At 65.9% G+C, this 22,850-nt stretch carries 21 protein-coding genes and 1 tRNA gene; 11 read left to right on the top strand and 11 right to left on the bottom strand.

Features of this window, described 5'->3' with window-relative positions; genetic code table 11:
* Positions 1-5 precede the first annotated feature (5 nt).
* A complete protein-coding gene (locus AC1DRD_RS01725) occupies positions 6-410 on the top strand; it encodes a hypothetical protein (RefSeq protein ID WP_478039855.1) in 405 nt (134 codons plus the stop codon).
* A gap of 44 nt (positions 411-454) precedes the next feature.
* Here AC1DRD_RS01725 and AC1DRD_RS01720 read toward each other — a convergent pair whose 3' ends face one another.
* The 3 genes from AC1DRD_RS01720 to AC1DRD_RS01710 all read right to left on the bottom strand — a co-directional run bounded on the left by AC1DRD_RS01720 (position 455) and on the right by AC1DRD_RS01710 (position 3,903).
* Positions 455-1,003, bottom strand: a complete 549-nt coding sequence (locus AC1DRD_RS01720; RefSeq protein WP_478039853.1) for a hypothetical protein — start codon at positions 1,001-1,003, stop codon at positions 455-457.
* A gap of 46 nt (positions 1,004-1,049) precedes the next feature.
* Positions 1,050-2,714, bottom strand: coding sequence for a DNA repair protein RecN (gene recN / locus AC1DRD_RS01715; RefSeq protein ID WP_478039851.1), 1,665 nt, complete (start codon positions 2,712-2,714; stop codon positions 1,050-1,052).
* A gap of 238 nt (positions 2,715-2,952) precedes the next feature.
* On the bottom strand, positions 2,953-3,903 hold the full coding sequence (locus AC1DRD_RS01710) for an outer membrane protein assembly factor BamD (protein WP_478027642.1): 951 nt from the start codon (positions 3,901-3,903) through the stop codon (positions 2,953-2,955).
* Between the two features lie 165 nt (positions 3,904-4,068).
* Here AC1DRD_RS01710 and AC1DRD_RS01705 point away from each other — a divergent pair, with 165 nt between their 5' ends.
* Together AC1DRD_RS01705 and AC1DRD_RS01700 are read left to right on the top strand one after the other, a co-directional pair.
* Positions 4,069-4,893: a class I mannose-6-phosphate isomerase gene (locus tag AC1DRD_RS01705; RefSeq protein WP_478039849.1), complete on the top strand. Its 825-nt coding sequence runs from the start codon at positions 4,069-4,071 to the stop codon at positions 4,891-4,893.
* A gap of 50 nt (positions 4,894-4,943) precedes the next feature.
* Positions 4,944-6,113 carry a glycosyltransferase gene (locus AC1DRD_RS01700; RefSeq protein WP_478039847.1) on the top strand — a complete coding sequence of 390 codons (1,170 nt, stop codon included), beginning with the start codon at positions 4,944-4,946 and terminating at the stop codon, positions 6,111-6,113.
* Here the strand turns inward: AC1DRD_RS01700 and AC1DRD_RS01695 are convergent.
* The 5 genes from AC1DRD_RS01695 to yajC are packed head-to-tail and all read right to left on the bottom strand — an operon-like array spanning position 6,100 to position 10,735.
* Entirely contained in the window at positions 6,100-7,350 is a 1,251-nt protein-coding gene (locus AC1DRD_RS01695) for a DUF3089 domain-containing protein (RefSeq protein WP_478039845.1), read from the bottom strand. The genes AC1DRD_RS01700 and AC1DRD_RS01695 overlap by 14 nt on opposite strands.
* A 56-nt stretch (positions 7,351-7,406) precedes the next feature.
* Positions 7,407-7,778 carry an Mth938-like domain-containing protein gene (locus tag AC1DRD_RS01690; RefSeq protein ID WP_478039843.1) on the bottom strand — a complete coding sequence of 124 codons (372 nt, stop codon included), beginning with the start codon at positions 7,776-7,778 and terminating at the stop codon, positions 7,407-7,409.
* Entirely contained in the window at positions 7,778-8,752 is a 975-nt protein-coding gene (gene secF, locus AC1DRD_RS01685) for a protein translocase subunit SecF (RefSeq protein WP_478027637.1), read from the bottom strand. The genes AC1DRD_RS01690 and secF overlap by 1 nt, the downstream gene beginning before the upstream one ends.
* A gap of 13 nt (positions 8,753-8,765) precedes the next feature.
* The gene (secD, locus tag AC1DRD_RS01680; protein ID WP_478039842.1) at positions 8,766-10,391 is read right to left on the bottom strand and encodes a protein translocase subunit SecD; all 1,626 of its coding nucleotides are present in this window, start codon (positions 10,389-10,391) and stop codon (positions 8,766-8,768) included.
* Positions 10,391-10,735 carry a preprotein translocase subunit YajC gene (yajC, locus tag AC1DRD_RS01675; protein WP_478027635.1) on the bottom strand — a complete coding sequence of 115 codons (345 nt, stop codon included), beginning with the start codon at positions 10,733-10,735 and terminating at the stop codon, positions 10,391-10,393. The genes secD and yajC overlap by 1 nt, the downstream gene beginning before the upstream one ends.
* 386 nt (positions 10,736-11,121) lie before the next feature.
* Here yajC and AC1DRD_RS01670 point away from each other — a divergent pair.
* The 3 genes from AC1DRD_RS01670 to AC1DRD_RS01660 all read left to right on the top strand — a co-directional run bounded on the left by AC1DRD_RS01670 (position 11,122) and on the right by AC1DRD_RS01660 (position 12,872).
* Positions 11,122-11,198 (top strand) — tRNA-Pro (locus AC1DRD_RS01670).
* A gap of 559 nt (positions 11,199-11,757) precedes the next feature.
* Positions 11,758-12,327: a cation efflux transmembrane domain-containing protein gene (locus AC1DRD_RS01665; RefSeq protein WP_478027634.1), complete on the top strand. Its 570-nt coding sequence runs from the start codon at positions 11,758-11,760 to the stop codon at positions 12,325-12,327.
* 164 nt (positions 12,328-12,491) lie between these two features.
* Positions 12,492-12,872 carry a nuclear transport factor 2 family protein gene (locus AC1DRD_RS01660; protein ID WP_478027633.1) on the top strand — a complete coding sequence of 127 codons (381 nt, stop codon included), beginning with the start codon at positions 12,492-12,494 and terminating at the stop codon, positions 12,870-12,872.
* A 94-nt stretch (positions 12,873-12,966) separates the two neighbouring features.
* On the opposite strand, the gene AC1DRD_RS01655 is transcribed toward AC1DRD_RS01660, so the two are convergent.
* Both AC1DRD_RS01655 and AC1DRD_RS01650 read right to left on the bottom strand, forming a co-directional pair.
* Positions 12,967-14,583 (bottom strand): FAD-dependent oxidoreductase, encoded by a 1,617-nt coding sequence (locus tag AC1DRD_RS01655; protein WP_478028227.1) that lies wholly within the window; start codon positions 14,581-14,583, stop codon positions 12,967-12,969.
* 41 nt (positions 14,584-14,624) lie between these two features.
* Positions 14,625-14,987, bottom strand: a complete 363-nt coding sequence (locus AC1DRD_RS01650) for a UBP-type zinc finger domain-containing protein (RefSeq protein WP_478039840.1) — start codon at positions 14,985-14,987, stop codon at positions 14,625-14,627.
* 91 nt (positions 14,988-15,078) lie between these two features.
* Between AC1DRD_RS01650 and AC1DRD_RS01645 the strand changes: the two genes are divergently transcribed.
* Positions 15,079-16,452: an FAD-containing oxidoreductase gene (locus tag AC1DRD_RS01645; protein WP_478039838.1), complete on the top strand. Its 1,374-nt coding sequence runs from the start codon at positions 15,079-15,081 to the stop codon at positions 16,450-16,452.
* A 168-nt stretch (positions 16,453-16,620) separates the two neighbouring features.
* Here the strand turns inward: AC1DRD_RS01645 and AC1DRD_RS01640 are convergent, their stop codons facing one another.
* On the bottom strand, positions 16,621-17,517 hold the full coding sequence (locus tag AC1DRD_RS01640; protein ID WP_478039836.1) for an N-acetylmuramic acid 6-phosphate etherase: 897 nt from the start codon (positions 17,515-17,517) through the stop codon (positions 16,621-16,623).
* A 238-nt stretch (positions 17,518-17,755) separates the two neighbouring features.
* Between AC1DRD_RS01640 and AC1DRD_RS01635 the strand changes: the two genes are divergently transcribed.
* The 4 genes from AC1DRD_RS01635 (at position 17,756) to AC1DRD_RS01620 (ending at position 22,846) form a co-directional block, all read left to right on the top strand.
* Positions 17,756-18,628: a glucosamine kinase nucleotide-binding domain-containing protein gene (locus AC1DRD_RS01635; protein WP_478039834.1), complete on the top strand. Its 873-nt coding sequence runs from the start codon at positions 17,756-17,758 to the stop codon at positions 18,626-18,628.
* A gap of 191 nt (positions 18,629-18,819) precedes the next feature.
* Positions 18,820-20,022: a serine hydrolase domain-containing protein gene (locus AC1DRD_RS01630; RefSeq protein WP_478039833.1), complete on the top strand. Its 1,203-nt coding sequence runs from the start codon at positions 18,820-18,822 to the stop codon at positions 20,020-20,022.
* Positions 20,019-21,263: an exo-beta-N-acetylmuramidase NamZ family protein gene (locus AC1DRD_RS01625; RefSeq protein WP_478039831.1), complete on the top strand. Its 1,245-nt coding sequence runs from the start codon at positions 20,019-20,021 to the stop codon at positions 21,261-21,263. Before AC1DRD_RS01630 ends, AC1DRD_RS01625 begins: the two co-directional genes overlap by 4 nt.
* The gene (locus tag AC1DRD_RS01620; protein WP_478039829.1) at positions 21,263-22,846 is read left to right on the top strand and encodes a sodium:solute symporter; all 1,584 of its coding nucleotides are present in this window, start codon (positions 21,263-21,265) and stop codon (positions 22,844-22,846) included. Before AC1DRD_RS01625 ends, AC1DRD_RS01620 begins: the two co-directional genes overlap by 1 nt.
* Positions 22,847-22,850 lie beyond the last annotated feature (4 nt).

Here is a 22,850-nt window from a genome sequence, read left to right as displayed (position 1 = left end):
AGCCAATGCGGCGCAGGAAACCGCGCCGCTCGCCGCAATTGCGCCATGCGCGTTCGGCAAGTTCGACGGCGATGCTGATCGTCCTCCTCGCGATGCAGGCGGCGCCCGTCACCGGCGAGCGGACAATCCATTCCGGCAACGATCTCAACGGGTTCGACCTGGCCAAGGCCAAGCCCAAAGACACCGACAATGCATGCGGCATCGACAACCCCGGCGACGATATCGTCGTCTGTGCGCGCCGCAAGATGATGGATATCGACACCAGCCGGATGCCCGATTTCGCCGAAAAACCGGTCCGCTCGGTCGTCGATCTTCCCGGAGGCGCCAAGGCCGGCCTCGGCACAACCTCGCGCGATGTCGGCGGATTCACCTCGAAAGCCATCATGGCGAAAGTGAAGATCCCTTTCTGAATTTCCTTCCCAGCGAGGGAGGGGAGTTCGGCTGCGATCTAGTTCTAGTGCCCGACTACCGTCGCGACCACGAGCACGACGATCCCGGCCAACGACAGCAGCGACAGCCGCACCGTTCGCTCGATCCAGTATGAGCGCCGCCGCGTGAGCGCGAGCGTGGCCGCGATTTCGCGCGAAAAGGTCGTGAAGTTGGCGACATAGCCCCAGCGCGCGCGAAACAGGAACAGACAGATCGCGCTCGATCCGGCCAGCAACCCCATCAGCAGCAGGACGGGCACCATATGCGCGGTCGCGATGTCCAGCTTTGCCGTGTTACGCGCGATCAGGCCGAGAAAGGCCAGGATCAAGCCGTCGAACGAAAGGATTCCCCGCGCCTTGGTCAGCTGCCGGTCGACGATGCGATCGACATAAGCAACCGCCGCATCGCCATAACTCGGATGATCGTCGATCGCACCGTCATCGCTTTTTTCGTATCGCGCCGTCAGCGCTTCGTGATGCCCTTCGGTGCCGCCGGGAATGTCGGGAAACCACGTCATCGCCCAGATCGCGGCAACGATCAGCACCGTGACGAAGATCAGGTCGAACGTTCCCATTATAGTCCGCCGACCGTCCAGGCGGCGCGCGAGGAACGCGACGCGGTCATGCTGCTTCGAGCAAGCGTTCGGCTTGCGCCCGCGCCTCGTCGGTGATGGTCGCGCCCGACAACATGCGGGCAATCTCCTCGCGCCGCGCCGCGCTGTCGAGCGCGCTCACGCCGGTGCGTGTCACCAGGCCATCGGAGGACTTGGCGATGAAATAATGCTGCCCGCCGCGCGCCGCGACTTGCGGGCTGTGTGTGACCACCAGCAATTGCGTGCGATCGGCCAATCGCGCGAGCCGTTCGCCGATCGCGGAGGCGACTGCGCCGCCGACGCCGCGATCGATCTCGTCAAAGATCATCGTCGCCGCCCCGCCTTCCTCGGCCAGACTGACCTTGAGTGCGAGGATGAAGCGCGACAATTCGCCACCCGAGGCGATCTTGGTCAGCGGCGCGAACGGCGCGCCGGGATTGGTCGCGATCTCGAATTCGACGCGATCCTTGCCGCCCGGCCCCCATTGCTCGTCGGGCAAGGTCTCGATCATCGTGCGGAAGCGCGCGGCATCGAGCTTGAGCGGGGCGAGCTCGCCCGCCACCGCGGCATCGAGCCGTGTCGCAGCTGCGTGGCGTTCGGCGGACAAAGCGTCCGCAGCCGCTTCATAGGCAGCGCGCGTTTCGGGCACCCGGCGATCGAGTTGGGCGAGCCCTTCCTCCCCCGCCTCGATCGTCGCGAGTCGCCCGGCCATGTCCTCGGCGAGTTGCGCGAGATCGTCGGGCTGGACGCGATGCTTGCGCGCCATCGCGCGGAGATCGAACAGCCGCGCCTCATCTTCTTCAAGCGCACGCGGATCGAACATCAACGCGGCGCGCGCGGCCGCGAGTTGATCCTCGGCCAGCGCGCCTTCGTTGATCGCGCGATCGAGCGCCGCCAGTGCCTCGCCCAGCGCAGGATGCGCATCGGCGATACGCTCGAGCACGCGCGCGGCTTGACGCAGCCGGGCAAGGCCGCCGTCGGAACCGGCCAGATAGTCGTCGAGCGCCACCATATCTTCGGCGATCTTCTCGGCGCGCTGCATCGAGCGGCGGCGCTCGGCCAGCGTTTCCTCCTCGCCGGGTTCGGGTGCCAGTTGCCGCAATTCGGCGACGGCATGCGCGAGATAGTCGCGGTCACGGGCGGCGGCATCGATCTCCGCGCGCGCCACTGCCAGTGCATCCTCGGCGTCGCGCCAGGCGCGATAGGCTTGCGCCACCAAGCCGGCATGACAACGCCCGAACGCGTCGAGCAAGGCACGGTGACCGCGCGGGTTGAGCAGCCCGCGATCGTCATGCTGGCCGTGAACCTCGACCAGATATTGCGCGAGTTCGCGCAGCAACCCGGCCGAGGCCGGCTGGTCGTTGACGAAACCGCGGCTGCCGCCATCGGCCTTGACGATACGGCGGATGATCAGCGGCTCGCCCGGATCGATCTCGAGCGCATTCTCGGCGAGCAAAGAGGCGATCGGACCGCCATCATGCGGCGTGTCGAAGCTGGCGGTGACCACCGCTTGCGCCGCGCCCTGGCGGACCAGCCCGCTATCGGCGCGCGCGCCAAGTGCGAGCCCCAGCGCATCGAGCAGGATCGACTTGCCCGCGCCGGTCTCTCCGGTCAGCACGCCCAGCCCGGCCCCGAAATCGAGTTCGAGCGCTTCGATCAGCACAACGTCCCGAATGGCGAGCGAGGTCAGCATCGCGCCATCCTTAGCGGCAAAAATGATGCCGGGTCATCATGCTAATTTGTCGCGCGCGTGCCGCTTATTCCCTCTCCCGCTTGCGGGAGAGGGAGGGGCCCGCCGCCGCAGGCGGTGGGAGGGTGAGGGTCTTCTTTCTTCTTCTGTTTCGGCACACGCTTGGAAGAAGAAAGAAGACCCTCACCCAACCCTCTCCCGCACGCGGGAGAGGGCTATTAAAGAGGGAGAGGACTTCGGTTTACTTCGGGATCGGACCGTTGCCCGCGCCGCCGGTGTTGCTGGTGCCGGTCGAACCGCGACCTTCGTCCTTGGCAGCGACGCCCGGCGTGCCCGGCGCGATCGGCTGGGCATCCTTGAAGCCGACCGGGATCGGCAATTCGCCCGCCGCCAGTGGCGCCGTCGGCTTGTAGGGATGGTCTTCCATCAATTTATAGGCGCGCTTGTACCAGTCGGTGCCGGGATAATTGGCGCCGAGCACGGCGGCCGATTTCTGCGCTTCCTCGGGCACGCCGAGCGCGAGATAGGTTTCGGTCAGGCGCATCAGCGCTTCGGGCACGTGAGTCGTGGTCTGATAGCCGTCGACCACCGCGCGGAAGCGGAGCGTCGCCGCCAGCCACTGGCCGCGCGTTTCGTAGAAACGGCCGATCTCCATTTCCTTGCCCGCGAGGTGGTCGCGGACCAGATCGATCTTGAGCCGGGCATCGGCGGCATATTTGGTGTTGGGATAACGGCGGACCAATTCGCCCAGCGCGTCGAGCGCCTGCTGGGTGATCTTCTGGTCGCGGGTGACGTCGGCGATCTGCTCGTAATAGCCGAGCGCCACCAGGTAATAAGCATAAGGCGCGTCGCGATTGCCGGGATGGACCGCCAGGAAGCGCTGCGCCGACTGGATCGACTGCGTGTAGTCGGTGTCCATATAATAGCTGAACGAACTCATCAGCTGCGCGCGGCGCGCCCAGATCGAGTAAGGATGCTGGCGCTCGACTTCGTCGAACAGCACAGCCGCTTCCTTGTAGCGGCCCTGGTCGAGCCGCGTCTTGGCGAGCGTGTAGAGCGTGCCGACATCGCGCGCGATATAGGGCACGTCGCCCTTCTTCAGGCCGCCGCCGCGGCCGGCGCAGCCCGCCATTGGCAAAGCGAGGAGAGCGATGAGCGCGAACGCGACGGGACGGGACTTGGCAATACGCATGGCGCGTGGTCTTAGCGCAGCGCGCGCGGGGCGCAAACTATCCTTTTACGCGACCCGTCGCGTTGCCATGTTGGCGAGGGTACGGGCCCGTCTGCATCCTTTGGGATCGGTCGCGGGCTCCGTGCGTTCGCTGCCCGAGACCAACTACCGGGAGGGTTTTGACCAATGACCGCCACTTTGCTTGCCACCAAACGCGTCGAAAAGCCGTGGGGGCGGCACACTTTATGGCCCGGCTTCAGCGACCCGGCGCCCGGCGGCGACCCGGTCGGCGAGATATGGTTCCAGACTCCGGACGCGGGCACACCCGATCTGCTGATCAAATATCTGTTCACCAGCGACCGGCTGTCGGTCCAGGACCATCCCGATGACGAAGCGGCGCGCGCCGCGGGCTATCCGCGCGGCAAGGACGAATGCTGGGTGATTCTCGACGCCGAACCGGACGCAACGATCGCGCTCGGCACCAAGGAGCCGACCACGCGCGAGAAGCTGCGCGCGGGCGCGCTCGACGGATCGATCGTCGACATGCTCGACTGGAAGCCGGTTAAGGCCGGCGACTTCCTCTATTCGCCGGCCGGCACCGTCCATGCGATCGGCGGCGGCATCACCTTGGTCGAGGTCCAGCAGAATGTCGATCTGACCTATCGCCTGTACGATTATGGCAGCGACCGCGAACTCCATCTCGATGCGGGGTTGAAGGTCGCCGATCCCAATCCGTTCGTACCCAAGCCGATCGTCGGCGAAGTGGAGGAAGGCCGCACGATCCTGTGCGAGGGACCCAAGTTCGTGCTCGAACGCTGGACCGGCGGCGACCGGACGGTCACCCTGCCCGACGGCGTCACCGGCTGGCTCACCCCGCTCAAGGGCGAAGGCGTCGCTGACGGCGTCGCGTGGCGTGCCGGCGAATGCGTGACGGTCAGCGGGACGGCGCACGTCCACGCCGCGATAGGAAGCGACGTCCTGTTCGCTTATCCCGGCGATACGCGCGTTTGAACTTGGGCCGGTCTAGCCCTCATTAACCATATCGGGTTTAGAACAGACGGATGCTGCGCGTCCTCACGCTTTCGACCCTGTTTCCCGACGCCGGCCGGCGCAATTTCGGGGTGTTCGTCGAGCGCCAGACATTGGGGCTGGCCGCGCATCCCGATGTCGAGTTGCGCGTCGTGGCGCCGATCGGACTGCCACCCTTCCCGCTCGCGTTGCGCGGCCGCCATGCCCAATTGGCGGCGCTTCCGCTGGGCGAGCAATGGAAAGGCGTGGACGTCTATCGGCCGCGCTTCCTCGCGATGCCGGCTACCGCCGGTCGGCTCCATGTCCATTTCCTGATCCGCGCGCTGACCCCCTTGCTCGCCGATTTGCGGCGCGAGTTCCCCTTCGACGTGATCGACGCTTCGTTCTTCTTTCCCGACGGCCCCGCCGCGGTCGCGCTCGGGCGGCGATTCGGCGTCCCCGTCTCGATCAAGGCGCGGGGCAGCGACATTCATCACTGGGGCACTGCCGCCGCGACCGCCGGCCAAGTCCGCGCCGCGGGCAAGGGCGCCGCCGGGCTGCTCGCCGTGTCGGACGCGATGAAGCGCGACATGGTGGCGATGGGGATGCCCGCCGACCATATCCGCGTCCATCGTACCGGGGTCGATCTTGGCCAATTCGCGCCGCGCGATCGTGGCGAAGCCAAGGCGGCGTTGAACGTTCGCGGACCGCTGGTGGTGTCGACCGGCGCGCTGATCGAGCGCAAGGGCCACGACATCGTCATCGAGGCGATCGCAGCGCTGCCCAACGTGCATCTGCTGATCGCCGGCGAAGGTGCCTGTCGCGGCGCCCTCGAAGCCAAGATCGCGGCGCTGGGACTAACCGATCGCGTCCGGCTGCTTGGCGCGGTGCCGCACGGCGACATGGCGGCCTTACTCGCTGCCGCCGACGTCATGGCGCTAGCGTCCGAGAATGAGGGCCTGGCCAATGCCTGGGTCGAGGCACTCGCCAGCGGCGTCCCGGTAGTGATTCCCGATGTCGGCGGCGCGCCCGAAGTCGTGACCGAACGCGCTTATGGCCGGATCGTCGGTCGCACCCCGGCCGGGTTCGCCTCGGGCATCGCCGCGGTGCTGTCGGACCACACGCCGCCAATGACCGTCAGGGCCGGCGCCGAGCGCTTCACTTGGGAAGCGAACACCGCCGGCCTGTACGATCATCTGAAAGCGCTGGTCACTTCTTCTTAGGCAGGTCCAACGGCGTCCCGCGCCAGGATGCCGCCTGATATTCGCTGAGGCTGACCAGATTGCCCATCTCGACCGGCATGTCGATCAGATGGAGCCCCCAATCCTTGAGCGTCGCGCCGTTGACGACGACATCGCCGACGATCGTATCGGTGCGCGGGTCCTGGGGATTGGCGTTCACCGTCACCGCCAGATAATTGAACCCGCCGTTCGACACGCACTCGGCGGAGATCAACCCGGGCACCGAGACGAACGGGGTGGTGACCGGCGCATTGTCGCTGGTCCACGGTCCCATCGGCGCGCTGGCGAGCCCCGCGCCCTTGGCCCCCAGGACCGCATCGGTCACTGCCTTGCCGCCACCCAGCGCCGCTGGATTGACGCAGGCCGCGACCATGCCGGGCTGCGGCACCTTGCCGAAGCGGCTATTCTCGGGTGGGGGCGAATCGGCGCGGAAGGTCACGTAGCTGACGACGCAGCCATATTGATCCATCGCCTTGCACAGTCTGGTCCGCTTGAAGTCGCCCCCGACATCGCCGCCTGCCGGCACCGCGACATTGGTGCCAAGCAGATAGGCAGCGATCAGCAAGCGGCGCTGGCTGGGGTCATTCTCGATCACCTCGGCGAGCAGTTGCTTGAGGATACCTGCCCCCTGGCTGTGCCCGATCAGCACAACGCCGCGGCCGGCCTGATATTTGTCGCGATAGGCGCGCCACGCCGCCTCGACATCGAGATAGGCGAGCTTGCGGTCGGCGGCGCTCGCCTTGCCGGCCATGATGTCGCGCAGCGCGGTCAGCGTGACCTGGCGATAGAGCGGCGCATAGACGCGGCACTTGGCGGTGAAGCGTGCCGCCTGCGATGCCGCGACCTGCTTTTCCTCCGGCCCGATATTGAGATCGCTGTTGGGCGTCGGGTCGAGCGACACGGTCGGATAGACGTAGAAGCAATCGTATTTGGGCGCAGGGTCGGCCTTGAACTTGACCACCTTGCGCTTGCCGTCGCCGGTGATGACGGTGACGTTCTGGTCGACCGCGCAAGCGTCCTGGCGGCCGGGCAGGCAGAGCCAGCCGGCGTCGGTATTGTAATCGGGCGCAGGAATGGCGGCGAATTGCGGTGGGGGCGGTGCCGGCACGACGATCGGCGCGGGTGGTGCCGCCGCCGGCGATACCGTCGGCGCGGTTTGCGCCAAGGCGGGTGCGGCGAACGCCGTCATCAGCGCGCCCACGAACAGCAACCTCTTCATGTCCCGACTCCCCTAGCTTTATGCCCGGGCTGAGCCTAGCCGAGCGCGCGCCGGGATCAAGCCACCGGATAGAAGGCGCCGACGACCCAGCGTCCCTCGCCGCGCAACATGCCCCAGGCGCGCGCCGCCGCGCGGCTGTCCATCGCCTCGATGCCGATACCCCGCGCCTCAAGCGCGCGAACCAGCGTCACCGGTGGCCGAACCAAAGTCGGGCCGGTTCCGAGCAACAGGAATTCGGGGCGCGGGTCGAGCGCAAGCACCAGCTCTAAATCGCCCTGATCGAGTACCGCGAGCGGGGGTGGCGTCCAGCCATCGGCACGCTCGGGCGTGATCGCCAGCGCGTGATAGACATTGTCGTCGACGCGAAAGCCGGCCGCGCTCAGTCCCGAGACGACCGGCCCGTCGCTACGGGCACGGTCCATCCGCATCAGTTGTTACCCGGTCCGACGCGCTCCGCCCCGGTCGCCGCATTGGGCTTGCCCGGCTTGTCAGGCGTCGGCTCGGCACGCAGGCCAAGCGTGATGAGCAGAGACGACGACACGTAGATCGACGAATAGGTCCCGACGATCACGCCCAGGATCATCGCCGCGGTGAAGCCCCGCAGCACGTGTCCGCCGAAGATCAGCAGCGCGACCAGCGCGAGCAGGATGGTCAACGAGGTCATCACGGTCCGCGGCAGCGTCTCGTTGACCGACAGGTTGATGATCTCGCGCATGTCCATCTTGCGATAGCGGCGCATATTCTCGCGGATGCGGTCGTCGATGACGATCTTGTCGTTGATCGAATAACCGATGATCGTCAGCACCGCGGCGACGATGTTGAGGTCGAATTCGAGCTGGGTCAGCGCGAAGAAGCCCAGGGTCATCAGCACGTCGTGCATGATCGCGACCACGGTCGAGACGCCGAATTGCCATTCGAAGCGGAAGATCGCGAACAGCCCGATCAGCAGCACCGCGACGACCACCGCGAGAATGCCGTTCCACACGAGTTCGCCCGACACCTTGCCTGACACCGCGTCCTGCTTGGAGAATTGCGCGCCGGCGAAGTTCGCCGCCAACGCCGCCTTGACCTTCTCGACCACCTGGTTGGTCGCCGCCGGATCGCTGCTTTCCGGACGCGGCAGGCGGATCGACAGCGTGGTCGGACCCCCGACCTGTTGCAGCGACGCCTCGCCGACCTTCAGGTCGTCGACCACCTTGCGCACCTTGTCGACGCTCGGCGCGACCATGAACTTCTCTTCGATCATGATGCCGCCGACGAAGTCGACGCCCATGTTGAGGCGGTGGATGAACACCAGCGCCACCGCTGCGATGGTCAGCAAGGTGGTCAGCCCGAACGCCCAATAACGCAGGCGGACGAAATCGATATTGGTATCGTCGGGGACGATCTTGAGCAGGCGCATGGTGAGCGGCCCCTTAAATGTTGATGGTCTGCGGACGATGCTTCCGCAGCCAGAGGACGACGAGCATGCGGGTGAAGGTCACCGCGGTGAACACCGAGGTCGCGATGCCGATCAGCAGCACGACCGCGAAGCCCTTCACCGGGCCCGATCCCAGCAACAGCATGACAACGCCCGAAATGGCGTGAGTCATGTTCGCCTCGAAAATGGTGCGGCTGGCTTCCTTATACCCCAGCTCGACCGACTGCATGACGCTTCGCCCGCGCCGTCGTTCTTCGCGGATACGTTCGTTGATCAGCACGTTGGCGTCGACCGCGGTGCCGATCGTCAACACGAAACCGGCGATACCGGGCAAGGTCAGCGTACCGTTGAGCACCGCGAGCACGCCCATGATGACGAGCACGTTGATGACCACGGCGTAATTGGCGTAGAGGCCGAACCGACCATAGGTCACCAGCATGAACAGGACGACCAGGATCACGGCGATGATTGACGCCTTGATACCGGCATCGATCGAGTCCTTGCCGAGTTCGGGACCGACAGTGCGTTCCTCGATCACCTTGAGCGCGACAGGCAGCGCGCCCGACTTGAGCTGGATCGCGAGATCATTGGCGCTCTGGAAGGTGAAGCCGCCCTGGATGACGCCGCTGCCGCCCAGGATCGGCCCTTCGATATTGGGGGCCGAAATCACCGAGCCGTCGAGGATGATCGCGAACGGCTTGTTGACGTTCTCCTGCGTGGTCCTGGCGAAGCGCTTGCCGCCTTCGGTATTGAACTGGAACGCCACGACCGGCGCGTTGGTCTGCGAATCGTTCTGGACGCGTGCGTCGGTCAGGTCCTGACCGGTGATGATCGCGGCGCGGCGCACGGCGATGACCGGCGGCTTGTTCGCCGGATAACCGACATAAGGGAACCCGCGGCCCGCGGCGCTGGGATAGGGCAGGATCTGGTCACCGATCGGCGATTGGCCGACCGCGAGCTTGGCGGTATCGGCGGTGGTGTCGACCAGCTTGAACTCGAGCTTGGCGGTCTTGCCGAGCAGCGCCTTCAGCGCGGTCGGATCCTGCAAGCCCGGCACCTGGACGACGATACGTGTCGCGCCTTGGCGGATGATGGTCGGTTCGCGTGTGCCGAGCGAGTCGATGCGGCGACGCACGACTTCCGTCGCGCCGCTCATCGCGCTGTCGATCGCCTCGTCGACCCCGGCCTTGGTCGGCGTAATCACGAAGCGCGTCGAATCGACGACCTGGATGTCCCAATCGCGCTGCCCGGTCATCTGCGCGCCCGTGGTCATTTGCGACAGGCGCTGGCGCGCATCCTCCAGCTGGGCGACATTGCGCAGCATGAAGCTGACCTTGCCGCCGTCGGTGGTGATATCGCCGACGTCGATCCGGGGCGCCTTGCGCATCGCGGTCGCGACGCTGTCGCTCATCAGGTTGACGCGGTCGGTCACCAGCTGGCTGGTATCCGCTTCGAGCAGCAGATAGCTGCCGCCGGCGAGATCGAGACCCAGGTTGATGCGCGGATGGACCGGCCAGCCTTTGGTCATGTCCTCGGGGAAGAAGCTCGGGATCGCGAGCGCCATCAGCACCGCGAGGAACCCGAAGATCGAGAGGACTTTCCAGCGCGGGAAATCGAGCATCAGTCGTTCGCCGGCTTTGCCGTGGTCGGCGACAGGATCTCGGTGATCGCGCCGCGCGCGACCTGAACCTTGACGTTAGGCGCGATTTCCAACTCGACATAACTGTCGGTGGTCTTGCTGACCTTGCCCAGGATCCCGCCCGAGGTGATCACTTGATCGTTCTTCTTGAGCGCGTCGATCGCGTTGCGCAGTTCCTTCGCGCGCCGCTGTTGCGGGCGGATCATCAGGAAATAGAAGCCGACGAACAGCAGGATGAAGGGAGCGAAGTTGACCAGCAGGGCGAAGGGGTCGGAACCGGGAGCGGCGCCGCCGGCGACCTGGGCATAAGCTGAAGGAATGAACATGAGCATCCTGAAAAAAGGGCATGGCTGACGCGCCCGTCAGGGGCGCTACCGTAAGCGCCGCGCGCTATCACCATGCGGAGCGCGGTGCAACACATCGCCACCGTCCCACCACCCGGCACCAGGGTGCTTGCTCAGACTACTTCCATAGCGTGCCTAGGCTCCAGTGACTTCCGGCGTCATCCCGGCCTTGTGCCGGAATCCAAGGCGCCGCGAGTCCTGGGCAAGAGGTTCGAGCCGATCCCTCAGCCGCTCGTTGGACCCCGGGACAAGCCCGGGGCGACGGCAGGGCTCGTAACGAGCGACTCCGGCACGCTTGCATCGCGTGCGCCAAGCGCTTAGAGGCGCCCGCTCCGGCCCGCACCTAGATGGCGCGGGTTCGCTCTGGTCGGGGCGTAGCGCAGCCTGGTAGCGCATCACACTGGGGGTGTGGGGGTCGCAGGTTCGAATCCTGTCGCCCCGACCAATTATTTCCATGAGTTAGCACGCGGCCATCGGCCACACGCCCGCTGGCCGTTATTTGAACGCCCTTGCGATCTGCCAGATCAACATACCGAAAGTGGCGATAGTCGCGATGAAACATACAGCGGTGGCAAAATAGAGCCAGCGCTCGCTGGAGCCATTGTCAGCGGACCTCTGCTGACTCCCTGTCCTCGGCGACACAGCTGAATCTGGCGATCCGGCGACAGGCTTCTGACGAGGAAGCCAAAATCGAGGGGCGGCGTCCCAAAAACGACGGTCCGATCCGCAGAGGCCAGGCCCCGGCCTTGAAACAGCAGTCCGTTTGGGTTCGCCATCGATAGTGCGCGGCATGGAACATACCTCCGCAATCCTCATGCAGGATCAGCGCGCACGCCACGATGCGTAATGTTCCGGATATTCGCGGTTCCGATATACTCCCGGTAAGCACCGATCACCGCTCTCGAGTGTCTCCGGATAGCGACGACGCCGACCCCATATTACTTTCTATCGATTGACGGCGTTGCTACCGCCTGGCGATGAAAAGCGATCTTTCGAGCCATCTTTTGCGGCGTGCCGTTTTATGGGTCGCGACTCTCAACCTCGCCTATTTCGGCGTCGAATTCTCGGTCGCGCTCACTATCGGTTCGGTGTCGCTGTTCGCCGATAGCGTCGATTTTCTCGAAGACGCACTGGTGAACGTCCTGATCCTTGTCGCGCTCGGTTGGACGGCAAAGAACCGGGCGCGCGTCGGAATGGCGCTTGCGGCGATCCTGTTGGTGCCGGGACTCGCGACCTTGTGGACCGCTTGGGAAAAGCTCAAGGTACCGGTCGCGCCGTCGCCCTTTGCGCTGTCGGCCACCGCGATCGGCGCGCTGGCGATCAACCTGCTTTGCGCTCTCCTGCTGGCAAAGCACCGCCATCATAGCGGAAGCCTTACGCGAGCCGCGTTCCTGTCCGCTCGCAACGATGCGCTCGCCAATATCGCCATGATCGCGGCGGGATTGGTCACGGCGTTCGCCTGGCATTCGGCATGGCCCGATTTGATTGTCGGCCTGGCCATTGCGGCGATGAATGCGGACGCCGCGCGAGAGGTTTGGAATGCCGCTCGCGATGAACATGGCGCGGCGGCTTAGCCGCCTCAACGGTTGAGGAATTCCGACCCCTTCTAAATCACCACCGGATTTGCGGTGCCACGTGCAACAATCCCAAACTCTCCCTCCGAGGATGCCAACTCAAATACGCAACGTCACGATCATCAGTTTATATCCGCGCCACTACAGAAGCACAGGAGACCCGGATGGACGATCGAACCGCGCTGGCGGTGCTGGAGCGTCATTGGAACGCCTCGGACGCCGGCGATTTCGCGGCGGAACATGACATCTATTGCGACGACGCCATGCTCGATTATCCGCAATCGGGCGAGCGGATTCGCGGCCGGGACAACATCCGGGAGAGTCGCTACGTTCAGCCCAGCAAGAAGCGCTTCGCGGTTCGGCGGATCATCGGTCGCGGCGACCTTTGGGTCACCGAATTCACCCTCACTTATGACGACACGCCGTCCTATGTCGTGAGCATCATGGAGTTCCGCGACGGACTAGTGGCGCACGAAACACAGTATTTCGCCGAGCGCTTCGAGCCAGGCCCTTCGCGCGCGCATCTCGTCGAACGAATTGTGTGAGTCGCCTAGACGGCTCAACGTTCAGCGTTGGTGCCCGGTGGATGCCGGCACAAGGCCGGCATGACGAATTGGAGATATTGAATATCGATCAACCCTAGCGGTTCAGAAACTCCCACACCTTCGAAATCACCACCGACCCTTCACCCACCGACGATGCCACGCGCTTGACCGAGCCGGCGCGCACATCGCCGACCGCGAAGATGCCGGGGCGCGAGGTGGCGTAAGGCGAGGCCCCGCCGACCGCATCGCCGGTCAGCACGAAGCCCTTGTCGTCAAGATCGACCAGGCCGGACAGCCAGCCCGTATTCGGCGCGGCGCCGACCATCACGAACACGGCGCAGGCCGGTGCCTGGCGATGCGTGCCGTCCTGGGTGTTGCGGATCGTCACCGCCTCGAGCTTCTCATCGCCGTGCAGGCCGGCGACTTCGACGCCATATTCGATGGTGACCGCCGGATCCGCCTCGAGCCGGCTGGAGAGATAGCTGGACATCGAGGCGGCCAGCGACGAGCCGCGCACCAGCAGCCGGACATGCGCGGCGGTGCGGCACAAGAACATCGCCGCCTGCCCCGCTGAATTGCCGCCGCCGATGACGAAGGTCTCGGCTTCGCGGCAATAGCGTGCTTCCATCTCGGTCGCGGCATAATAGACGCCGGCGCCTTCGAACTCGGCGAGCCGGTCGATCGGCAGGCGGCGATATTGCACGCCGGTAGCGACGACGATCGCCCCCGCGCTGACGCGGCGGCCATTGTCGAACGTGGCGCAGAAGCGGCCACCCTCGAGCGTTTCGAGCTTCGCGACGCGGCGCGGCATCGCGAACTTCGTGCCAAACTTCATTGCCTGGATCTCGCCGCGCCACACCAAGTCCGCGCCCGAAATGCCGGTGGGGAAACCCATGTAATTCTCGATCCGGCTCGACGTGCCGGCCTGGCCGCCGATCGCGGTATCCTCGATCACCAGCGCATTGAGTCCCTCGGCGCCGGCATAGACGCCGGCGGCAACGCCGGCGGGGCCGCCACCGACGATCAGCACGTCGAATTCCTGATCCTCGGCAAAATCATGATTGACGCCGAGCAGCCGCGCGACCTTGCCCGGAGTTGGGTCGGTCACCACGGTATCGCGGCCGAAGATCACCGCGGGCTGGCTCGCCGAAATCCCGCTGCTCCGCGCGACATCCTCGGCCTCGGGCGATCCGAGCGGCAGCGAGGTGAAGGGCAGGCGATTGCGGCTGACGAATTCGGCCACGCGCCGGACGTCGCGGCTGGCATCCTCGCCGATCAGCACCAACGCTGCGTCGCGCGCCTCGAGCTGGCGGCGGCGGCGGGCCGACAGGACGGTGATGATGATGTCCGACATTTCGGGAATCTGCGACATCAGCCGCAGCATGTCGGCGCGCGGCACTTCGATCACCCTGGTATCGACGACCGTGCGCATCGGCATCGACCAATTGCCGCCGCTCAGCAGCGCGATCTCGGCCATGAACTGAGTGGGACCGAGCGTGGAGGGAACCAGGCGCTCGCCGGTGAAGGCGTTGACCACCTCGATCTCGCCATGCTCGACATAGACGAAGCGGTCGATCGGCTCACCCGGGCGGCACAATATCGTGCCCGCCGGATAGTTCGCCACTTGCCCCGCCGCGCGCAGTGCCGACACATGCGATGGCGCGAGCGGCGTCCGCTGCATCTCGCGCAAGTCGCGGCCGATCGTCTCCATCATTCGTCCCCGTTCGTCGTCGTCCTGCCCCCTATCGGTTGCTAGACTTGCGGTTTCAACCCGCGGATCGCCGACGGTATCAGCCGACCATAGTCGTCGATGAAGCGCGGGATCGGGCCGCGCTGCTCGGTAGTAGCGCCATCGAAATCGACCTCGACCTCATCGACAAAACACCAGCCCCAGCCCTCGGGCGGGTCATAGCCCTCGATGATCGGGTGCCCGCTGGCATGGAAATGCGCGGTCGCATGCCGGAAGGGCGAATCGTCGCAGCAGCCGACATGCCCGCAGGTCCGGCATAGCCGCAGATGCACCCACCAGCTGCCGTTCTGCAGGCATTCGGCGCAGCCCAGCGTTTGCGGCGTCACGGTGGCGATGGTGTCGAGATGATCGCAAGTCGTGGCCATCGATTCCTCCTGGGGCGATTCTTCCTCGGGCGATTCCATCATGGCGCGCTCCGGCCGCGGAGGCTACCGTTCGCGCGATGGATTTGACCCGATGACCCGATACGATGCCATCATCGTCGGTGCCGGCCAGGCGGGACCGCCGCTTGCCGGGCGATTGACCGACGCGGGGATGCGGGTCGCGCTGATCGAGCGCAAGCTGGTCGGCGGCACCTGCGTCAACACCGGCTGCATGCCGACCAAGACATTGGTGGCGAGCGCCTATGCCGCGCACCTCGCGCGGCGCCGCGACCTCGGGATTACAACGGGCGACGTCGCCATCGACATGTCGACAGTGGCGGCGCGCGCGCATCAGGTGACGATCAACGCCCGGACCAATAACGAAAACTGGCTGGCCGGGATGAACGGCCTGACCCTGCTGCGCGGCCATGCCCGGTTCACCGGTCCGGCCAGCATCGCGGTCGACGGCGTCGAGATCAGCGCCCCACGCATCTTCCTCAATGTCGGCGGGCGCGCGTCGGTGCCCGACATGCCCGGCGTCGGCGAAGTGCCCTATCTCGACAATACCGACATGGTCGCGCTCGACAGCGTGCCGCGCCATCTCGTCGTGATCGGGGGCAGCTATATCGGCCTCGAATTCGCGCAGATGCATGCCCGGTTCGGCGCGGCGGTCACGGTGGTCGAGCGCGCCGACCGCCTGGTGCCGCGCGAGGATCCGGAGATTTCCGCCGCGATCCAGGCGATCCTGGAGGATGAAGGTATCGCCGTCCGCATCGGCGCCAATTGCATCGGCTTTCGTCCGCATCCGGACGGTGTCGCGGTGTCGGTCGACTGCACCAGCGGCGCGCCCGAGGTGATCGGCAGCCATGTCCTCCTCGCGGTCGGACGGCGGCCCAATACCGACGATCTGGGTCTCGACGCCGCCGGCGTCGCGGTCGACCAGCGCGGCTATGTCGTGGTCGATGACCGGCTCGCGACCAACGTCCCCGGCATCTGGGCGCTGGGCGACTGCAACGGGCGCGGCGCGTTCACCCATACCGCCTATAACGATTTCGAGATCGTCGCCGCGAATCTGCTCGACGGCGGCGACCGCAAACTCAGCCAGCGCGTTCCCGGCTATGCCTTGTATATCGACCCGCCGCTCGGCCGCGCCGGCATGACCGAGACCGAAGCCCGCGCCAAAGGCCATGACGTGCTGGTCTCGACACGTCCGATGACGCGGGTCGGCCGCGCGGTCGAAAAGGGTGAGACCAAGGGGATGATGAAGGTCGTCGCCGACCGCGCCACGCGCAGCATCCTGGGGGCGGCGATCCTGGGCACCGGCGGCGACGAGGCGATCCACGGCATCCTCGACGCCATGTCGGCGGACGAGCCGTTCGACACGTTGCGCTGGGCGGTGCCGGTGCATCCGACCGTTTCGGAGCTCATTCCGACGTTGCTGCTAGGGCTGGAGGCGAAGGGCGGTTGATCGATCGACCCGTCGTTAGAATCCTTCAATCACCTTTAGCCGTCATGCCGGACTTGTTCCGGCATCCAACGTGCAACGCCGGCTGGATTCCGTGATGGAGAGTTGGACCCCGGCACAAGGCCGGGGTGACGATTTAGATTGTTAGAATTCAACTACAGATGGCTGACGTCACTCGGCTTCGGCTTGCCTCAAAGTCGCGAGTGCATCGCCTAGATTGCCCCCGGCGCTTGCCAGCCGCTCAGCGGCCTCCTCCGGGCTCACGCCGCGAGCGATCAACACCGCCCGCCTGAGATCGTTGCCGGCGAGCTCGAGTGCGTCCGCGGCCCGGGCTTCATCGATGCCGGCCAGCGTCGCCACCATGCGCCGCGCACGCCGGAAGAGCTTTTCGTTGGAAATGCGCATATTGACCATCAACCCGCGATGGACGAGCCCGCAGCGCAGCATGATCGCGGTCGACAGCATGTTGAGCGCGGCCTTTTGCGCGGTACCCGCCTTCATCCGGGTCGAGCCCGCGACGATCTCCGCGCCGGTATCGGCGACGATCGGGTGATCGGCGGCAGCCAATAGCGGCGTGCCGGGATTGTTGGCGATGGCGATGGTCAGTGCACCACGCCCACGCGCCGCTTCGAGCGCCGCGACGGCATAAGGCGTACGACCGCTCGCGGCGACCGCGATCAGCACGTCGTTCGGCCCGACCTCCGCCGCCGCGACTTCCTCTCGCGCCGCCTCGACATTGTCCTCGGCGCCTTCGACGCTGCGCATCAATGCGCCTGTACCGCCGGCGACCAGGAAGACGAGCCGGTCCGACGGCCAATTATAGGTCGGGGTGAGCTCCACCCCATCCTGCACCGCCAGCCGTCCCGACGTGCCGGCGCCGGCATAGACCAGACGCCCTCCCTTGTGCATGCGGGCTGCAGCCGCTTCGGCCGCGGCGGCGATCGCACCGATCTGGTCCTTGAGCGCGGCGATCGCGGCAAGTTGCCCTTCGAGCATCGTTTCCACCACCGACAAAGTCGGCCAACGGTCGACATCGGTATAGCGGGGATCAACGGTTTCGGTCGGCATCGGGACCCTCGAAGGCAAAGTGCGGTTGGTTGTCGCGACCCTGACTACCGGGACTGGCCGGGCGCGCAAAGCGCGGGCGCTATAACCTGCATGACACTAGCCATAACCGCGGCGAACACCTCTGTCAGATTGAGGCTCGACACCGCCGCGCCCTTCCGCAATGCCATAGCCATGCCAGGCACGAGTCCAGTTCGAGCGGCAACCAATCATGATCCGGCCTTCGCGGGAAAGCAGGCGCGTGGCTGAAATCTATCTCGGCGTCGATGCCGGCGGCAGCCATTGCCGCGTCCGCGTGACCGACGCCGCCGGCCAGGTGCTCGGCAGCGCCGAAGGCGGCCCCGCCAACACGCGGATGGGGCTCTACCCGCTCTACGACCGGTTGCTGAGCGTCACCAGCGAGGCGCTCGAGGCGGCCGGCATCCCCGAGCGGCGCTGGAACGAAGTCGCCGCCGGCATGGGCATTGCCGGCATTCGCCGCCCAGGCATGTCGAAGGCGTTGGCCGCGCTCGACTTTCCGTTCGCGAGCATCTCGCTCGACAGCGACGCCGCAATCGCCAATCTCGGCGCGCATAACGGGGCGGACGGCGCGATCCTGGTGCTCGGCACCGGATCGATCGGATTCGCCCAGGTCAATGGCGAGCGGTTCACGGTGGGTGGCTACGGCTTCCCGATCTCGGACGAAGGCAGCGGCGCCGCGCTCGGATTGAGCGCCGTGCGTCACGCGCTGCGGGCGATGGATGGGCGGACCAAGCGTACATCTTTGTCCAAGGAAATCGCCGGGAAATTCCGGCACGACACATTGCGCGCGATTGCCTGGATGGATCAGGCGACGCCGGCCGATTATGCCGGCTTTGCCCCGCTCGTGATGAATTATGCCGAAGCGGGCGACGAGATCGCGCTGTCGATCGTCGAGGATGCGGTGCTTCACGTCGAACGCTTCATCGCAACGATCTTCGCGCGTGGCGCCCCGCGCCTGGCGCTGGTCGGCGGATTGTCGGCGCGGCTGCGCCCGTGGCTCCGCGTCCGTACCGCCGAGCGCCTGGTCGAGCCGCTCGGCGATCCGGTATCGGGCGCGCTGCTGCTGGCGAGAGGAACGGCGGTGCATGACTGAGCGGAAGGTGGCATTCAAATTTCCCCTCCCTGCTCGCAGGGAGGGGATCAAGGGGTGGGTTGAGCGTTGGGCGAGGCTCGATGCCTCGTCCGACGCTGTTTTGGCGGTCGGTCGATGAGGCCCTGGAAGCGCGCGGACGCGCGCACCCACCCCCAACCCCTCCCTTTCAGGGAGGGGAGTTAGGAAACTGAATGTCGCTACGCCCTAGCCGCGCTTGGCTCGCCGCAGCAGCCGGAGCATTGCTTCTGGTGGGCCAGCCCGGCCCGGCCGCCACCCCGGCGCGCCGGCTGATCGTCGCGACCGCGGCGCAAGACACGCGCTTTGCCCCCGCCTTTGCCGAGGTGGACGCCTGGGTCGCCAAAAGGGCGTTTCCCGGCGCGGTGCTCGCGGTCGGGCAGCATGGCCGGCTGCTCGCGCTCAAGGCGTTCGGCCGGATCGACTCCTCGGCCGATGCGCCGCCGATGCCGGTCGACGCGATTTTCGACCTCGCCTCGCTGACCAAGGTGATCGGCACGACCACCGCGGCCGAGATCCTTTACGATCGCGGCCAGCTCGACATCGACGTTCCGGTCGTGCGGTATCTGCCTGAGTTCGGCGGCACGCCCGGGCACGACACAATCACCGTGCGCAACCTGCTCAGCCATAGTTCGGGGCTGCAGTCGGCGGATGGTCTGTGGCGGAACGCCAAGGATCGGAAGGATCTCCTGCGCCAGATCTACGCTACGCCGACGCTCACGCCGCCAGGGACGGTGTTCGCCTATAGGGACACCAACATCATCCTGATGGGAGAGATCGTGCAGCGCCTGACCGGCCAGCCGCTCGACCGTTTCCTCGCGCACGAAGTCTTCGGCCCGCTCGGCATGAAGGATACCGGCTTCCGCCCGTCGCGCGCGCTGCTGCCGCACATCGCGCCGACCGAGCAGGACGACACTTTCCGCCACATGCTGGTGCGTGGCGTGGTTCATGACGAGAATGCCTATATGATGGGCGGCGTCGCGGGTCACGCCGGCCTGTTCTCGACCGCGCGGGATCTGTCGGCGTTCGCGCAACTCTACCTCAACCATGGCAGCTATCGCGGCAAGCGGCTGATCAAGGCGAGCACGATCGCCTTGTTCGAAACCCCGCAGAACCTGCCACCCGGCAGCTCGCGTGCGCTCGGCTGGGACATGCCGACGCCCGGCGGCTTTGCCGGCCCGCTCGCCTCGCCGCATGCGATCCTCCATACCGGCTTCACCGGCACGTCGATCTATATCGACCCCGATCGCGACGCGTTCGTCGTCCTGCTGACCAACCGGGTCAATCCGACCCGCAACAATGCGTTGATCGGTCAGGCGCGACCGGCGATCCACACGGCGGTGCTGTCGGTGCTGGACGGGACCGCCCCGAAACAATGAGGCGCGGGCTCTTCCTCGTGCTGCTCGCACTGGTCGCGGCGACGCCCGCCGCCGCGCGTGTGCGGACGGGGATCGACGTGCTGGAGGACCAGCGGTTTGCACCGTTACGTGAGATCGCGGCACGCCATGGCGGGCATCTGCGACTCGGTATCCTCGCCAACCCGGTGAGCAGGGACGGCCAGGGGCGCCGCACGATCGACGTGCTGCGCGAAGACGCGCACGCCGCGGTGCCGGGGCTCGATGTGGTGCGACTGTTCAGCGGCGAGCATGGCATCGACGCCGCGACCGACGACACCAATATCGACGACGAGATGGACAGAGCCAGCGGGCTGCCGATCGTCAGCCTGTACGGCAAAACCGACGCCGAGCGGCATCCCAACGCGCAGCAGCTCACCAACCTCGATGCAATCGTCATCGACCTGCAGGATGTCGGCGTGCGCTACTGGACCTTCCAGACGCTGACCAAATATTTCCTCCGGGCAGCGGCCGCCAACAAGGTCGAGGTAATCGTGCTCGACCGGCCCAATCCGATCAACGGGATCGCGGTGCAGGGACCGGTCTCCACCGCGGGGATCGAGGACTATACCACGCCGTTCCCCGAGCCGATGCGCCCCGGGATGACGCTCGGCGAACTGGCGCGGATGTTCAACGGCGAAGAGCGGATCGGCGCGCGGCTCACCGTGATCCGCATGACCGGCTGGAAGCGCGGCGACTGGTATGACGATACCGGGCTTATGTGGATCAACCCCTCGCCCAATCTGCGCAGCGTGAACCAGGCGACCGCGTACGCCGGCACCGCTCTGCTCGAAGGGACCAACGTCAACATCAAGGGACCCGGCGACGCGCCGTTTCTCCGCTTCGGCGCGCCATGGATCAAGGGCACCGAACTTGCCGCTTATCTAAACGCGCGCGCGATCCCGGGAGTCAGCTTCCTGCCGGTGAGCTATGTGGCGGCGGCCGACAAACTCTACCCATTCGCCGGGCAACGCGTCGAAGGCGTCGAAATCCTGATCCACGACCGCAGGCGGCTCGACGCGCCGGCACTGGGCGTGGAGATCGTCGCCAGCTTGTGGAAACTGTACGGCGCGGCGTTCCAGATCGATCGCGTCGACCGATTGCTGCGCAACCGCACGGTGTTCGACCAGATCAAGGCCGGCAAGGACCCACGGGCGATCGCGGCGAGCTGGCAGGCCGACCTCAACCGCTTCAAGGCGCGCCGCGCGCGCTATCTGTTCTACTGATGGCGACGTCGCTGCCATTCGGCCTGCTCGATTGGGTCGTGATCCTCTTCTACATCGCGCTGCTCGTCGTCGGCGGCTGGTGGTTCACGCCTCGACATACCGGCACCGCGAAGGAGTATTTCCTCGCCGGCGGCAACGTCCCCGCCTGGCTCGCCGCGATCTCGGTTCTGTCCGCGACCCAGTCGGCCGCGACGTTCCTGGGCGGGCCCGATTTCGGCTATCATGGCGACTTCACTTATCTCGGCACCAATCTGGGCGGCCTGATCGGCGCGATCTTCGTCGCGCGCGTCCTGATCCCGCGTTTCTATGCCGCACGCGTGACGACCGTCTACGAACTGCTGACCCTGCGCTACGGGATGCTGGCGACGCGCTGCACGGGCGCGATGTTCCTGGTCGGACGCGTGCTGGCCAATGGGGCGCGCCTCTATCTCGCGGCGATCGCCGTCGCGATGGTGATGACGTCGACGGTCAGCGCGCAGGGTATCGTGATCGCGGCGACGGTGCTGGTCGTCGCCAGCTTCCTGTCGACCTTCGTCGGCGGATTGCGATCGGTGCTGTGGATCGATCTCTTCCAGTTCGTGATCTTCCTCGGCTCGGCGATCGCGGTTTTGGTGTTCCTGCGCCTGTCGATCCCGGCGACCAATGCGGAGATCTTTCAGGGCCTCGCGCACGCGCCAGGCAATGTCGACAAACTGCGTCTGTTCGACTTCTCGCTCGATCCGTCCAAGCCCTTTTCGCTGCTCGCGATCGTCACCGGGATCGCGCTGCTCTACGTCGCGTCGTCGGGGCTCGACCAGGACACGACGCAGCGGCTGCTCGCGTGCCGCGATGCGAAGACCGGCGCGCGCAGCCTCTATTGGTCGGTGTTCGCCACGGTGCCGGTAGTGGCGATCTTCATCACGATCGGGCTGCTGCTCCACGTCTTTTACGATCGCGCCGAGTTGATGGGCGGCACCACCGCGATCGCCGGCCAGGCGTTCGATGGCGAGAAGATCAGCATCTTCATGCACTATATCCTGACGCAATTGCCGTCGGGGCTGCGCGGGCTGGTCACTGCGGGCATCGTCGCCGCCGCCGTCGCCACCACCAATTCCGCGCTCAACGCCATGTCCTCGGTGCTGATCCAGGATTTCTACCGGCCCTGGCGCGAGCGGCGAAGCGCGGCCGCCGAATATCACTATGTCCAGGCCGGGCGCGCCGGGATGGGCGTGATCGGCGTGGCGATGCTCGGGGTCGCGGTGCTGTCCTTCTATTGGCAACATTATGCCAAGCTCGGCCTGCTCGAGTTCGCGCTGCAGGTGATGGTGTTCGCTTATGCCGGATTGCTCGGCGTCTATTTCGCCGCCGTCCTGACACCGCGCGGGAATAGCGGATCGGTGATCGCATCGCTGATCGCCGGTTTCGTCACGGTGCTCCTGCTCCAGCCGGGGATCGCCACGGCGATCGGCCTGCCGACGGCGCTATGCCACCTGGCCTTTCCGTTCCAGCTCTGCATCGGGACGGCGGTCGCCTTCCTGATCGCGATCACGCCTCGCGGCACGCCAAATCCGGAAGGCTCCACCGCAGGGACGGCGGGCGGCTGATCCT

It is taken from the genome of Sphingomonas sp. P4_G2, assembly GCF_056401155.1.
Note: the sequence above shows the minus strand (reverse complement) of the source record. Positions and strands in the feature narration are given on the sequence as shown.

Excerpts from the sequence above, each read along its gene's own strand:
- AC1DRD_RS01725 (WP_478039855.1), top strand. The coding sequence starts at position 6 with ATGCGGCGCAGGAAACCGCGCCGCTCGCCGCAATTGCGCCATGCGCGT.
- AC1DRD_RS01720 (WP_478039853.1), bottom strand. The coding sequence starts at position 1,003 with ATGGGAACGTTCGACCTGATCTTCGTCACGGTGCTGATCGTTGCCGCG.
- recN (WP_478039851.1), bottom strand. The coding sequence starts at position 2,714 with ATGCTGACCTCGCTCGCCATTCGGGACGTTGTGCTGATCGAAGCGCTC.
- AC1DRD_RS01710 (WP_478027642.1), bottom strand. The coding sequence starts at position 3,903 with ATGCGTATTGCCAAGTCCCGTCCCGTCGCGTTCGCGCTCATCGCTCTC.
- AC1DRD_RS01705 (WP_478039849.1), top strand. The coding sequence starts at position 4,069 with ATGACCGCCACTTTGCTTGCCACCAAACGCGTCGAAAAGCCGTGGGGG.
- AC1DRD_RS01700 (WP_478039847.1), top strand. The coding sequence starts at position 4,944 with ATGCTGCGCGTCCTCACGCTTTCGACCCTGTTTCCCGACGCCGGCCGG.
- AC1DRD_RS01695 (WP_478039845.1), bottom strand. The coding sequence starts at position 7,350 with ATGAAGAGGTTGCTGTTCGTGGGCGCGCTGATGACGGCGTTCGCCGCA.
- AC1DRD_RS01690 (WP_478039843.1), bottom strand. The coding sequence starts at position 7,778 with ATGCGGATGGACCGTGCCCGTAGCGACGGGCCGGTCGTCTCGGGACTG.
- secF (WP_478027637.1), bottom strand. The coding sequence starts at position 8,752 with ATGCGCCTGCTCAAGATCGTCCCCGACGATACCAATATCGATTTCGTC.
- secD (WP_478039842.1), bottom strand. The coding sequence starts at position 10,391 with ATGCTCGATTTCCCGCGCTGGAAAGTCCTCTCGATCTTCGGGTTCCTC.
- yajC (WP_478027635.1), bottom strand. The coding sequence starts at position 10,735 with ATGTTCATTCCTTCAGCTTATGCCCAGGTCGCCGGCGGCGCCGCTCCC.
- AC1DRD_RS01660 (WP_478027633.1), top strand. The coding sequence starts at position 12,492 with ATGGACGATCGAACCGCGCTGGCGGTGCTGGAGCGTCATTGGAACGCC.
- AC1DRD_RS01655 (WP_478028227.1), bottom strand. The coding sequence starts at position 14,583 with ATGGAGACGATCGGCCGCGACTTGCGCGAGATGCAGCGGACGCCGCTC.
- AC1DRD_RS01650 (WP_478039840.1), bottom strand. The coding sequence starts at position 14,987 with ATGGCCACGACTTGCGATCATCTCGACACCATCGCCACCGTGACGCCG.
- AC1DRD_RS01645 (WP_478039838.1), top strand. The coding sequence starts at position 15,079 with ATGACCCGATACGATGCCATCATCGTCGGTGCCGGCCAGGCGGGACCG.
- AC1DRD_RS01640 (WP_478039836.1), bottom strand. The coding sequence starts at position 17,517 with ATGCCGACCGAAACCGTTGATCCCCGCTATACCGATGTCGACCGTTGG.
- AC1DRD_RS01630 (WP_478039833.1), top strand. The coding sequence starts at position 18,820 with ATGTCGCTACGCCCTAGCCGCGCTTGGCTCGCCGCAGCAGCCGGAGCA.
- AC1DRD_RS01625 (WP_478039831.1), top strand. The coding sequence starts at position 20,019 with ATGAGGCGCGGGCTCTTCCTCGTGCTGCTCGCACTGGTCGCGGCGACG.
- AC1DRD_RS01620 (WP_478039829.1), top strand. The coding sequence starts at position 21,263 with ATGGCGACGTCGCTGCCATTCGGCCTGCTCGATTGGGTCGTGATCCTC.